This is a genomic window from Rhodococcoides fascians NBRC 12155 = LMG 3623, assembly GCF_001894785.1.
GTDB lineage: Bacteria > Actinomycetota > Actinomycetes > Mycobacteriales > Mycobacteriaceae > Rhodococcoides > Rhodococcoides fascians.
Genome location: NZ_BCWW01000004.1, coordinates 326,278 through 338,996, shown reverse-complemented (window position 1 = coordinate 338,996; position 12,719 = coordinate 326,278). Strand labels below are relative to the sequence as shown.

Below are 12,719 nucleotides of genomic sequence, written 5' to 3'. Positions count from 1 at the left end.
GCCCTTTCTGCTTCGCTTACCTTGCGGGTGCTGCGTGGATCAACCCGCTGCTTTTTCGCGTTCCTCTTCGACCTCGGCCGTCCGCTTGTTCACGTCGCCCGCTTTCTCGAGAGAGTTCAGTTGTTCGATGGCAAGCCGCGCGAACACCTGCTGCTCCGTCGATGCCATCTGAGCACGGCCTCTACCGAGGAACGTGACGAACCAGGAAATGACCGTGGTGATACGGCTACGGTACCCCACCAGGTAGTACAGGTGGAGGGCGAGCCACATGAGCCATGCGATGAAGCCACCGAACTCCAGCTTGCCGACCTTCGCCACCGCATTGAACCGTGACACCGTGGCCATGGAGCCCTTGTCGAAGTACTTGAAGGGTGCTCGCTGGGTGGGGTCGTCCTGCCCCTTGACCGATGCCTTGATCAGCTTGGCTGCGTAGGTGGCACCCTGGATCGCACCCTGTGCCATGCCGGGAACGTCCTTGACCGACATCAAGTCGCCGATGACGAAGACGTTCGGATGACCCTTGACAGTCAGATCCGGTTCCACCAGAACTCGGCCGGCGCGGTCCGTCTCCGAACCCGACTGGTCGGCCAGCAGCTTGCCGAGCGGGCTGCCCTGCACGCCCGCGGACCAGACCTTGCACTGAGCCTCGATGCGACGCGTCGTTCCGTCTTTTTCCTTGACGGTCAGGCCGTCGTTGTCGACGTCGGTGACCATCGCGTTGAGCTGGATCTCGACACCGAGCTTCTCGAGCCGTTCGGCTGCCTTGCGGCCGAGTTTCTCGCCCATCGGGGGAAGGACGGCCGGTGCGGCGTCCAGCAGGATGACGCGCGCGTCGCGGGGATCGATGTTGCGGAACGCTCCGTCGAGGGTGCGGTCGGCGAGTTCTGCGATCTGCCCTGCGAGTTCGACACCCGTCGGACCTGCTCCGACGACGACGAACGTCATCAGGCGGTCCTTCTCCTCCTGGTCGTCGGAGAGTTCCGCCTGCTCGAAGGCTCCAAGGATGCGTCCGCGCAGTTCGAGTGCATCGTCGATTGTCTTCATGCCGGGCGCGAACTCGGCGAAATGGTCGTTACCGAAGTACGACTGCTGGGCACCGGCGGCCACGATCAGGCTGTCGAACGGGGTGACGGTGACGCGCTCGAGCAACTTGGACGTGACCGTCTTGGCCTCGAGGTCGATGTTCAGCACGTCGCCCAGCAACACCTCGGCGTTCTTCTGCTTGCGCAGGATGACGCGGGTAGTGGGAGCGATCTCACCGACGGACAGAATGCCTGTGGCCACCTGGTAGAGCAGCGGCTGGAATAGGTGGTGGGTCGTCTTTGCGACGAGGGTGATGTCGACGTCGGCCTTCTTGAGCGCCTTGACGCCGAACAGACCTCCGAACCCGGAACCGATGACGACGACACGGTGACGCTTCGATTCGACCGGTTGGATGCTCATTACCTGCTCCCTAGACGTTGCGATGTAGCCACAACGGTAGTCGCCCCGGGGCGGAGCGTCTCGCCAAGGGCCCAGCTACCGGTCGTCGGGCAGCTATCGCTGTCGCGGGGAACTACGGGGCAGTAGCCGACCTCTTGGCCAGTTCCACCGTTGCAGCGCGCAGCTCGTCCGCGGAATCGATGGGCTCGGCGTAACCGACTCTGGTGTAGGCCACACCGCGCGGTGTGTGGACGTTCAGATCGAGGCCGTATCGATCTGCGGCCGTACACGTCGCCGAGGTCGCGTCCGGGTAGCCCCCCAGCTTTCGGGCCATCGCCAACAGAGACGTCGAATGGTCCGCGTTGAGGTGCTCGACGGCATAGGCCGAGGACGGAGACACGGGATCCGGGGACGCCTCGGAGTACGCGTCGGCCGTCGCCGAATCCATTCGGCCGTACCCGCCGACCCATCGCACCCGATGCACTCGCATGACCCAAAGCGTGAAGTCGCTGTAATCCACGTAGTACTTGGCGGCCGGCACCGCGTCGAGATGCGCTTGTCGTGCGGCAGTGAGCTCGGCTCCTGCCGGTCGCTCGACCACCCCGGCCAGCGTGATGCGGCCCGAGGCCAGCGGGTCCGTCTGTGACTGGGGTGCAACGATCGACAGACTCGCTCGTGGATCACCGTCGAGATTTCGACCATGCTCCGCCATCCGCGACACGCACAGCACGGGTGCTCCGTCGAGCAAGCCGTATGTCACGAACGACGCCCATGGATCGCCGTCGGCGGTCAGGCTGGCCAGCGTCGCAATATTGGTGGACGCAGCGATCGTGCGCGCCTCCTCGGCCGCCGACGGACGACGGTCCGCGACCACCGGAGACAGGGGAGGGGGAACGGACGGGGCGTCGCCGGGATCGCCGTGATCGAGTGCCATGGGCGGCAGTCTACGTTCGTCCCGGAACGAGATGGTGTGCGTGCGTGACCGGGTTGCCGTCAGCACGAGTCGAACAGAGCAACAATAGGAGCGTCAGGCTAGCGGCCGACGAACGCGACGTCCTCGGTGGCGACGGCCGATGCGGTTCGACCGGGTGCGGTCTGGTTGTCCCAGTACATGTTCGTGTGCGCGATGACCTGCTGCGCTGTAGGCAGGGCGGGGTCCGGCAGGTTCTCCGTCGTGTGGGCGTCGCTGACCAAGGTCACGTCGTACCCACGAATCAGAGCTCCGTGCAGAGTCGATCGCACACAGAAGTCCGTTTGCGCGCCGGCAACCACCACACGACCGACGCTGGCACCGGCGAGCACCTCCTCCAAGGACGTGTCCTCGAAGGCGTCTCCATGCTTCTTGTGCACCAATGCGTCTCCGGCGTCGATCGGAAGTTCCTCCACGAGTTGCCAGCCCGGGCTGCCGGACACGAGCTCGTGGTCCGAGGAATGCTGCACCCAGATCACCGGTGTGTCGGTCTTTCGCGCTCGTGAGACCAGTCGCACCATGTTGTCGACGACGCGAGTGCGATCGTGGGCGGCGGCCATGACGTCGTTCTGGACGTCGACGATCAACAGTGCAGTTGCAGGGCGGTCGGGCAGGGTGGTCACGTCGTCTCCATCGAGTGTTCGGTTCTGGTCAGCTATCCGACGTACGCGGCCAGGTGCTTCGCGGTCAGGGTGGATCCGTCCGCCACCAGATCTGCGGGGGTGCCCTCGAACACCACGAGGCCGCCGTCGTGCCCGGCTCCTGGGCCGAGGTCGATGATCCAGTCGGCGTGGGCCATGACGGCCTGATGGTGCTCGATGACGATCACCGACTTACCCGAATCGACCAGGCGGTCGAGCAACCCGAGCAGTTTGTCCACATCGGCGAGGTGTAGCCCGGTGGTCGGCTCGTCGAGTACGTACACCCCACCCTTCTCGGCCATGTGTGTCGCGAGCTTGAGTCGTTGCCGTTCGCCGCCCGAGAGAGTCGTCAGCGGCTGGCCGATCTTCAGGTAGCCGAGTCCGACGTCATTCAGCCGTTGCAGAATCTTTTGTGCTGCAAGCAGTTTCGCCGGTCCGTCGGAGAAGAAATCCTCGGCCTCGGCCACCGACATGGACAGCACCTCGTCGATGTTTCGGCCGCCGAAATGGTACTCGAGTACCGAAGCTTGAAACCGTTTGCCCTCGCACACCTCACACGTCGTAGCAACGCCGGCCATCATGGCGAGGTCGCTGTAGATGACTCCCGCCCCATTGCACGTCGGGCAGGCACCCTCCGAATTGGAGCTGAACAGAGCGGGTTTGACCGCATTCTCCTTCGCGAAGGCTTTGCGGATGGGTTCGAGCAGACCCGTGTAGGTCGCGGGGTTGCTTCGCCTCGATCCGCGGATGGCACCTTGATCGACCGAGACCACATCGTCGGTGCCCGAAAGCGACCCGTGAATCAGCGAGCTCTTACCGGAGCCCGCCACTCCGGTGACAACGACCAGCACGCCGAGTGGAACGTCGACGTCCACGTCTCGCAGATTGTGCGAATCCGCCCCTCGAATCTCGAGCACCTCCGAGAACTCGCGAACCGAATCCTTGAGACTCGCGCGGTCGTCGAAATGGCGGCCGGTGACCGTATCGCTCTGCCTCAGTTGGTCGACGGTGCCCTCGAAGCAGACGTGCCCACCCGCACTGCCGGCACCGGGCCCCAGGTCGACGACATGGTCGGCGATGGCGATCGTTTCCGGCTTGTGCTCCACGACGAGAACGGTGTTTCCCTTGTCCCGCAACTGCAGAAGAAGGTTGTTCATCCGTTCGATGTCGTGGGGGTGAAGACCCGTCGTCGGCTCGTCGAACACGTAGGTGACGTCGGTCAACGACGAGCCGAGATGTCGAATCATCTTCGTGCGCTGCGCTTCTCCGCCCGACAGTGTGCCCGACGGCCGATTCAGGCTCAGGTAGCCGAGGCCGATCTCCACGAACGAGTCCAGGGTCTCGCTCAGCGTCGTCAGCAGCGGTGCGACCGACGGTTCCTTCAGGCCTGCGACCCACGTGGCCAGATCGCTGATCTGCATCGAGCAGGCGTCGGCGATGTTGATGCCCTTGATCTTCGACGATCGTGCACCCTCGTTGAGCCGCGTTCCGTCGCATTCGGGACACGTGGTGAACGTGATCGCACGCTCCACGAACGCCCGGATATGCGGCTGCATCGCGTCGACGTCCTTAGAGAGGAACGACTTCTGGATCTGAGGGATCAGGCCCGAATAGGTCAGATTGATGCCCTCGACCTTGATCTTCGTGGGCTCTCGATACAGCAGATCGTCGAGCTCTTTCTTCGTGTATTTCGCGATGGGTTTGTCGGGGTCGAAGTAACCGCAGCCGCGAAAGATTCTGCCGTACCAGCCTTCCATGCTGTAGCCGGGAATCGTGATGGCGCTCTCGTTGAGGGACTTGCTCGCGTCGTACAGGGCATTCAAGTCGAAGTCGTTGATCGAGCCGCGTCCCTCGCAGCGCGGGCACATTCCACCGGTGACGGAGAAGGACTTCTTTTCGGTGGTCTGACGACCTCCCTTGTCCACCTTGTAAGCACCTGCACCGGAGACCGATGCCACGTTGAACGAAAAAGCCTGTGCAGAGCCGATATACGGCTTCCCCACTCTGCTGAATAGAATGCGAAGCATGGCATAGGCGTCGGTGGCGGTTCCGACGGTGGAGTGGGGATTGGCACCCATTCGCTGTTGATCGACGATGATGGCCGTCGTGAGCCCGTCCATCACATCGACGTCGGGCCGCGCGAGAGTCGGCATGAAGCCCTGAACGAAGGCGCTGTAGGTCTCGTTGATCATGCGCTGGGATTCGGCCGCGATGGTGCTGAAGACGAGGGAGCTCTTTCCGGACCCGGAGACACCGGTGAACACCGTGAGGCGTCGCTTGGGAAGTTCGACGCTGATGTCGGCGAGATTGTTCTGCCGCGCGCCCTGTACTCGAATCAGATCGTGACTGTCGGCGGCGTGCGCTGCCGATTTCTGCGTGACCTTGGTCGTCGCCATGCTCGCGGTGTCTCCTGATCGTCACGGCAACCGAAACCGAGAAGGTCGATTGCACCGAGGTATGTGTGCGATCACGGTAGTCGTATCGGAACGCGCATGCTTCTCGATTCCTGATCGATTCCTGTCACCGCCAACGCGTGGGTCAGACGCTGCAGATCTGCGGCGGACGATTCGAGCAACGGTCGCCGCACCGTGGCGTCGACCAGCACACCGATGGCGACCAAGGCCGCCTTGGCCATGATCGCTCCCTGGGTGGTGCGCATGACGGCCTCGACGAGAGGTAGCAGCGATCGCTGTACCGCGTTCGCGCGAGTCAGATCTCCGGCACGGACCGCGTCGAAGAGGTCGGCGTAGCGGTCGGCGACGACATTGCCGACCACACTCACCGAACCCGTTGCACCGCAGCACAGATAGGGCAGGGTCAATTCGTCGATACCGCAGTAATAGGCCAGGTCGGTTTCAGCCATGACGTTCATCGCCTCGTACAGGTCGCCTTTCGCGTCCTTGACCGCCGTGATCGAGGTATGCCGCGAGAGGTCGACCAGGGTCGACGCGTCGATCGGCACACCGGTCCGAGCCGGCACGTCGTACACCATGACCGGAAGGGCTCCGGCATCGGCGATGGCGACGATGTGATCGGCGACGCCGGCCTGCGTGGGGCGCGAATAGTAGGGGGCGGTGACGAGCAATGCGTCGGCCCCCGCATCGGCGGCACGTCGCGCCGACTCGATCCCGGCGGAGGTGTCGTTGGTGCCGACACCCGCGATCACACGCAGGGCGTGGCCCGAGAATTCGCGCGTCGCCGTGATCAGATCGGCCTGCTCACGCGGCGTGAGAGTCGGTGCCTCCCCGGTGGTGCCGGCGACGACGACGCCGTCGCAACCGGTCGCGAGCAAGTGGGTCAGCAAGGCGTCCGTGCCGGTGCGGCTCACCTGCCCATCGGCGTTCATCGGTGCACATGGCAACCAGGTTGGTGCCGAACGTCGACGTGGCCGAAGGAGTGGACATGTTCATCGTCCGAGTGTGAGCCCACATGATCGTCTCGGTCCAGCGATGTAATTTCGGCAGTATTGCGTACCTTTGCTTCATGATCGATATCAATGCACTCCACGCGCTGCGTGCAGTTGCCGCCCTGGGCACGCTGACGAAAGCGGCCGACGAGCTCGGCTACACCGCGTCGGCCGTCTCTCAGCAGATCAAACGGCTCGAACGCCAGGTCGGAACGCCGGTACTTGCGCAGGCGGGCAGAGGTGTTGTGCTCACGCCGGCCGGACGGGCAGTGGTCGAATCCGCGGACGAGGTGTTCCACGCCCTCGAGCGGTGTCTGGAGTCGGCGAGATCGGCAGACGAGGGTGCCGCGCGCGGGGTGGTACGAGTGGTTGGATTCTCCACTGCGATCCGCGGTCTGCTCGCACCTGCACTCGCGACCTCGAGCGCTCGCTATTCCGACCTCACCGTGCAGATCGGGGAGGAGGACCCGGATAAGGCGCTGCACAGTGTGCATTCGGGAGCAGCAGACCTGGCGCTGGTGCACGACGCCGACGGAGTTCCCGCAGTGGCTCCTCGCTCGATCGTTCGGCGATCCATTCACACCGACCACGGCGATGTCGTCATGAATCGAACCCACCCCCTCGCCGCAGGGGAGTCTCCACTGACACCGGTAGGCCTCGCGAAGTACCCGTGGGTGACGAGTCCGGCGGGCACCGTGTGCCACCAGTGGTTTCGTCGATTGTTCGCGGACACGTCGAGCGAGATCGACGTTCGGCACCTCGTCGACGACTTCTCCACTCAGCTTTCCCTGGTGGAGGCAGACAATGTGCTGGCACTGATTCCCCGTCTCGCGCGACCGCCTCTGGGCCCGACGCTCGTGGCGGTCCCGCTGGCGCGCGCCCCCAAGCGAGAAGTGCATGCCGCGTGGAGGCGCAGCGCCGATGCGAGTCCGGCGATCCACGCCGTGCTGGATCTACTCGATTCGCTCGCGCTGCGACGTGGTCAAGACGACGAGTAGACCTGTGGCTCGTGTCATCGCCACATACGTGTCGACAGCACCTGCGACGCCGGAGCCGAACAAATCCGGGTCGATCAGAACGACCAGATCGAATTCCAGACCTTTGGCGAGCTGCGGTGTCAGCGAGCTGATTCGATCGGACTGCGGAAAAGTAGGATCACCGATCACGCATGCGGTTCCGCCGGTCGTCGAACCGAGCCAATCGGCGAGAACCGTCGAAAGCGATGCGACGTCACCGTATTCGACCGGCACGCCGGTACTGCGTATCGACGTGGGAACGTTGGCGTCGGGCAGCGCCGCCCGGATCACCGGCTCGGCCACGTCCATAATTTCTTGCGGCGTCCGGTAATTCACGCCGAGAGCGGCGACGGTCACCTCGTCGATACCTACTCGTTCGAGCCGATCCGGCCACGTCTCGGTAAAGCCCCGACGAGACTGCGCTCGGTCTCCGACGATGGTGAAACTCCCAGCAGGGCATCGCCGAATCACCATCTGCCACTGCGCATCGGTCAACTCCTGAGCCTCGTCGATCACGATGTGCGCGAAGGGACCCGCCAGCGGATCCGTCGGATGGTCCTCGAAGCCGGACGAATCGACGAGTGCATCCCGAATTATCTCCTGACGGAATTGCGCGGCCATCATCTCGTCGTCGTCGACCGCCATCAACTCGTCGACGACACTGTCCATTCGCGAGCGTTCGATCGCAGCAGCCAGTGATCGGCGTCGTTGTCGTAGAGCATGTTTCGGATCGCCGAGTCGCGCCCGTGCCGCGTCGAGCAGCGGTAGGTCGGCCACAGTCCAGCGTGTCGCATCAGCGCATCGAAGTGCTCGAATGTCGTCCGCGTCGAGCCAGGGTGCGCATGTGCGCAGGTATGCCGGAACGGTCCACAAGTCCGCGACGAGGTCTGCGGCATCGACGATCGTCCACGAGCGTTCCAGGACGTCACGCAGATCCTCGTTCAACTGCAGCGACTGCCGAAATTCTTCGCGGGATCCCTGTGCGGCACAGCGATCGGTCACGATGGTGGTCAGTAGGTCCCAGATCAGCTCGCGAGCCTCGTTGTGCGGCGTACCGGGATCTGGCGCACCGAATGCCTCCACCCAGTCGTTCGGCGTCAATACAAATGTTCCCCAGTCTGTTTCGACTGTGACGTCGTGGGTCGGTGGTTGTTCGTAGAAGGCAACAGCCGCCTCGATGACGGCGTCGACGTCGAGGTCTTCCTTGAGCCGCGCCGCAACAGGATCGGTGTCGTCGAGCGCATGTGTTCCCTCTGCGACGAGGTCGCGCAGGGTGCATGTTTGTACTCCCTCCTCGCCGAGACTGGGGAGTACGCCCGAGACGTACGCGAGGTAGGGCTGATGCGGACCGATGAACAGTACTCCGCCGCGGTTGTGTCCTATCCGTGAGTCTGCGTACAGCAGGTACGCGGTGCGGTGAAGGGCAACAACAGTTTTCCCGGTTCCCGGTCCGCCGTCGACCACCAGTGCCCCGTGCGCATCGGCTCGAATGATCGCATCTTGATCCGCCTGGATCGTGCCCAGTACGTCACGCATCCGAGGTGAGCGCTCGGCACCCAGACTGGCGATGAACGCGGACTGATCGTCCAGCGCGGCGTTGTCATCCAGAGACGTGGGATCGAACACTTCGTCCCAGTAGTCGGTGATGCTGCCGTTCGTCCACCGATAGCGGCGACGGCTTTTCAGCCCCATCGGGTTGGCATGGGTTGCACCGAAGAACGGCTCGGCAGCGGGGGAGCGCCAGTCGACGAGCAGTTGCTCGCCCGCATCGCCGAGCAAGCCGGTACGCCCCACGTACACCGGTTGGTCCGAGTCGATGGGGACGAACCTCCCCAGACACAGATCGGCACCGTAACGACGCAGTTGGCGCAGTCGCCCGTTCAATCGGTGAATCTCGAAATCACGTTCCATCACCTCCTGTCCCATCCGCCCGGATGACTTCTGGATGGCGTTCAATCGAGCGATCGTGTCGGAACGTGACTTCTCGATGCTGGCGGTGATCGCCGAAAAGTGCTGTCGGTCATGACCGATGAGCGTGGGTTGGCGCTTCGGTGCGAGCCTGTCGGGGAGGTCGAAGACATGGGGCGGCACTGATTTCACGGGACTCCGATCCGATGGTGCGGGTGTGCAGCGAGCCATTCTGAACCCTCGACGGGGTCTTGCCGCAAGACCCCGGGTGAGCTATACATTGAAAGTGGAAAGAGAGCGAATCTTCTTCTCCGCATCACGCCGCAGACGCCCGTTGCGTGTTCTGCGTGGATTACTTCCCTTGATCGGCACGGGCGTATTGGCCGGCGGAGCCGTTCAGCTCGGTTTTGTGACCGGCGTACGGGTCGACGGTCACGGCGGTGAGGTCGGCGCTGCTGTCGCTCTGATCGGCGTGACATGTTGCGTAGCGCTTCTCGCGTGGGGTTGGACCGGATTGTGTGCGTCCCCGAAGGCGCTCGCGGCGGCCATCTCGACCGGGGTCCTGGCGTTCCTCACCACGGCGCTGACCATTTCCTTCGTGGCAACGCCCTACGACGCGATCGTGTGCGGACACTCATCGGACTTCTGCGGACTGGGAGTGCTTCAGGTGGTTCCGACTGTCGGGGCGGTAGCGCCATGGACCGTCGCCGGAATTCCCGGCCTACTTCTCGTACTCACGGAGCGGCGTGCACGACGCGTAACAAACGATCAGACGGTCAGCCCACCACCGCGGTGGAGTCGGTAGTCGTTCACTGAGAAGACAGCAGCAGATCGGTGATTGCTGCGGCGCTCATCGGACGTCCGAGCAGGAATCCCTGAGCTACGTCGCATCCTGTTGCGGCGAGTGCTTCGAGTTGTTCTTCGGTTTCGACGCCTTCGCCGACGACTGTGACGTCGAACGCGCGGGCGAGTGCAACGATCGCCGAGATTATTGCCCTGGCGCGGACGGCGGGCAACCGGGCCACGTATGACTTGTCGATCTTGAAGCTCTCGAACATCGGGTACCGGTCCAGATACGACATGGAACTGTGCCCTTTACCCATATCGTCGAGGAGCAAGGACACACCCATTGCGTGCAGCGCAGCAACGGTATTCGCCACTCGTTCGGTGTCTGCGACCCATACTGTTTCGGTCACTTCCAGACCCAATGCGTTCGGTGGTAGGCCGGTGTCAGCCAGAACAGTGGCGACCTGCGTCGGAAACTCGTGGTCGCGCAGTTGAAGCGCACTGACGTTGACGCGCACCACGACGTCGGAGAATGCGCGCCACCGCACTGCGTCGCTGCACGCGACGCGGAGCGCCCACGCGCCCAATGGTGTTGCGAGACCTGTTCTCTCGGCGACTGCGACGAATTCGGTCGGCTCGACAGGCCCTAGATCGTGATGATTCCAGCGGGCGAGCGCCTCGACTGCAACGACCTCACGCGTCGAGATGTCCACCAGAGGTTGGTATGCCATGGTGAGTTCGTTCGAGCTCAATGCCGCGCGCAGGTCGACCGACAGCGATCTGATCCGGTCGGCGTCGTACAGGTCTCCCGGGTCGAAAACTGCATGGCCACCGGTTCCGCTGTCCTTGGCGCGGTACATTGCCAGATCTGCCCGGTGAATCAGCTCATGCCTTGTCGAATTCGAGTCGGAGACAGCGACACCGATGCTGGCACTGAGGGGGATGGGGACGTCCTCGGCAGCGAATGGTTTCGCGATGGTGCGGGCGATGTGTCGCGCGATCTCCTCCGCTCGTTCCACAGTGCGCACCCCTTCGCAGATGATCAGGAATTCGTCCCCGCCGAGACGAGCAATGGTGTCGGTCGCGCTCGTTGCGGACACCAGTCGCTCCACGAATTTCACCAGCGCCCTGTCTCCGGCGTCGTGGCCAAGGCTGTCGTTGATGATTTTGAAGTCGTCGATATCCAGCAGAAGGAGGGCCAAAGTATCGGACTGAAAGCGTGCCCGAGCCAGAGCGGTGTCGAGGACGTCGTAGGCGAAAGTGCGATTGGGCAACCCGGTGAGTGCGTCGTGGGTGCTGCGCCGTCGGAGTTGGCTTTCCAGTTCCATTCGTCGAAGTGCCGCGGAGACGATACCCGCGACGGAGCTGAGGAACGAGACTTCCTGTTCGCGATACAGCCGTGCTTCCACACTGTGGATCGAGAGGACTCCCCAGGCGTCTCCAACCGCAGTCATGATCGGTACTGCCACACCGCTGCGCAGTCCGAGCTCCGCCATCGTGTCTGTACGAAACCGGCTTTCGTCGCCGCGGTTGCTGCAAATCACTGGCTGTTCGTGAGCGAGTGCGTACCCGGTCATGGAGCCGTCGCCGGAAGGAACGTCCCGACGAATACCGAGCGAACCGCTCGCGGCATCCATGGTCAAGTAAGGATCGGTGGAATTCTCGAGGTGCGCGATGGCGGAATTTCCCACACCCATCAACGTGGCGGCAGTGGCGGTGGCTGCAGTCAACAGCTCCGACAGCTCGGCGACGACTGCGAACCGACTGAGGTCGGCCAGGGCTTTTTGCTCCTGTGCATGTCGGCTGGCGGTAACGGCATCGGCCGCCATCCGGGCATTACGTTGTTCGACGGTGTGCCGATGCCGGATGATCGAGGCGACGACGTCAGGTCGGCCGTCCGGGGTGTGAACGACGTATGCCGAGACCACGACCGGAATACCTGCACCGGTCCCGTGATGGCGTAGTTCGCAGTAGCCGTCCCACCTTCCCTCGGAACGCAGCGCCGTACCGATCTCCTCGGCGCGCTCACGGCCGTCCGCAGTGAGGAAATCCAAAGCCGGCAGTGTCGATGCCTCGGCCCAGTCGGACACGCCGATGAGTTCCAAGCCTGCTGGGTTGATGTGGAGAACTGTGCCCGTCAGGTCGGCGAGTGCGACGAAGTCCGGCGATCGCTCCAGAAATTGCCGAAGCGACATCACATCGTCGGCAGCATCGAACATCGGCCCTCCGATCTGCGTCGCTCGGTGTTCGAGCGGCTCGGGCCAATGTTATTCGGCCACCGAGTTCGATGGGTTCGAACACGAGCGGGCAGTAACCCAATTGTCAGAAGCACGCCGCCTTCGGACAGTCGACAATGGTTGCGGTCAGAGACATCTCCGCCACGGAGAACGCGAGCTTCGATGGGGCCGAAAAACAACTGGGCCAGCAATACATTTTCCGACTCGGACCCTCCCCGAGAATCACGTGCAGCGAGTCGGATGTCTTCACCAATTGTCTCGGCAATTCCGCAGAAATTCGGAACGTAGAGAATACCCGATGACCCGTCCGCACACAGCGCCGAAAAAATCGAT

At 63.2% G+C, this 12,719-nt stretch carries 9 protein-coding genes; 2 read left to right on the top strand and 7 right to left on the bottom strand.

Features of this window, described 5'->3' with window-relative positions; translation table 11 throughout:
- Positions 1–39 precede the first annotated feature (39 nt).
- From RFA01S_RS12725 to dapA, 5 genes are all read right to left on the bottom strand, one after another.
- The gene (locus RFA01S_RS12725; RefSeq protein WP_032370564.1) at positions 40–1,443 is read right to left on the bottom strand and encodes an NAD(P)/FAD-dependent oxidoreductase; all 1,404 of its coding nucleotides are present in this window, start codon (positions 1,441–1,443) and stop codon (positions 40–42) included.
- Positions 1,444–1,555: 112 nt separating this feature from the next.
- A complete protein-coding gene (locus RFA01S_RS12720; protein WP_027497136.1) occupies positions 1,556–2,356 on the bottom strand; it encodes a HugZ family pyridoxamine 5'-phosphate oxidase in 801 nt (266 codons plus the stop codon).
- A 98-nt stretch (positions 2,357–2,454) separates the two neighbouring features.
- Positions 2,455–3,015, bottom strand: coding sequence for an isochorismatase family protein (locus RFA01S_RS12715; protein WP_027497135.1), 561 nt, complete (start codon positions 3,013–3,015; stop codon positions 2,455–2,457).
- 32 nt (positions 3,016–3,047) lie between these two features.
- Complete coding sequence (locus RFA01S_RS12710) at positions 3,048–5,429, bottom strand: ATP-binding cassette domain-containing protein (RefSeq protein ID WP_032408246.1); 2,382 nt, start codon at positions 5,427–5,429, stop codon at positions 3,048–3,050.
- 71 nt (positions 5,430–5,500) lie between these two features.
- Positions 5,501–6,379, bottom strand: coding sequence for a 4-hydroxy-tetrahydrodipicolinate synthase (gene dapA / locus RFA01S_RS12705; RefSeq protein WP_238325180.1), 879 nt, complete (start codon positions 6,377–6,379; stop codon positions 5,501–5,503).
- Positions 6,380–6,516: 137 nt separating this feature from the next.
- Here dapA and RFA01S_RS12700 point away from each other — a divergent pair, with 137 nt between their 5' ends.
- Positions 6,517–7,437 (top strand): LysR family transcriptional regulator, encoded by a 921-nt coding sequence (locus tag RFA01S_RS12700; protein WP_032370562.1) that lies wholly within the window; start codon positions 6,517–6,519, stop codon positions 7,435–7,437.
- Here the strand turns inward: RFA01S_RS12700 and helR are convergent.
- Positions 7,393–9,555: an RNA polymerase recycling motor ATPase HelR gene (gene helR / locus RFA01S_RS12695; RefSeq protein WP_032370561.1), complete on the bottom strand. Its 2,163-nt coding sequence runs from the start codon at positions 9,553–9,555 to the stop codon at positions 7,393–7,395. The genes RFA01S_RS12700 and helR overlap by 45 nt on opposite strands.
- Positions 9,556–9,649: 94 nt before the next feature.
- Here helR and RFA01S_RS12690 point away from each other — a divergent pair, with 94 nt between their 5' ends.
- Positions 9,650–10,168: a hypothetical protein gene (locus RFA01S_RS12690; protein ID WP_139278436.1), complete on the top strand. Its 519-nt coding sequence runs from the start codon at positions 9,650–9,652 to the stop codon at positions 10,166–10,168.
- A 4-nt stretch (positions 10,169–10,172) separates the two neighbouring features.
- On the opposite strand, the gene RFA01S_RS12685 is transcribed toward RFA01S_RS12690, so the two are convergent.
- A complete protein-coding gene (locus RFA01S_RS12685) occupies positions 10,173–12,368 on the bottom strand; it encodes a sensor domain-containing protein (protein WP_032408248.1) in 2,196 nt (731 codons plus the stop codon).
- Positions 12,369–12,719: the final 351 nt, after the last annotated feature.

Excerpts from the sequence above, each read along its gene's own strand:
- RFA01S_RS12700 (WP_032370562.1), top strand. The coding sequence starts at position 6,517 with ATGATCGATATCAATGCACTCCACGCGCTGCGTGCAGTTGCCGCCCTG.
- dapA (WP_238325180.1), bottom strand. The coding sequence starts at position 6,379 with ATGAACGCCGATGGGCAGGTGAGCCGCACCGGCACGGACGCCTTGCTG.
- RFA01S_RS12720 (WP_027497136.1), bottom strand. The coding sequence starts at position 2,356 with ATGGCACTCGATCACGGCGATCCCGGCGACGCCCCGTCCGTTCCCCCT.
- RFA01S_RS12725 (WP_032370564.1), bottom strand. The coding sequence starts at position 1,443 with ATGAGCATCCAACCGGTCGAATCGAAGCGTCACCGTGTCGTCGTCATC.
- RFA01S_RS12685 (WP_032408248.1), bottom strand. The coding sequence starts at position 12,368 with ATGTTCGATGCTGCCGACGATGTGATGTCGCTTCGGCAATTTCTGGAG.
- RFA01S_RS12710 (WP_032408246.1), bottom strand. The coding sequence starts at position 5,429 with ATGGCGACGACCAAGGTCACGCAGAAATCGGCAGCGCACGCCGCCGAC.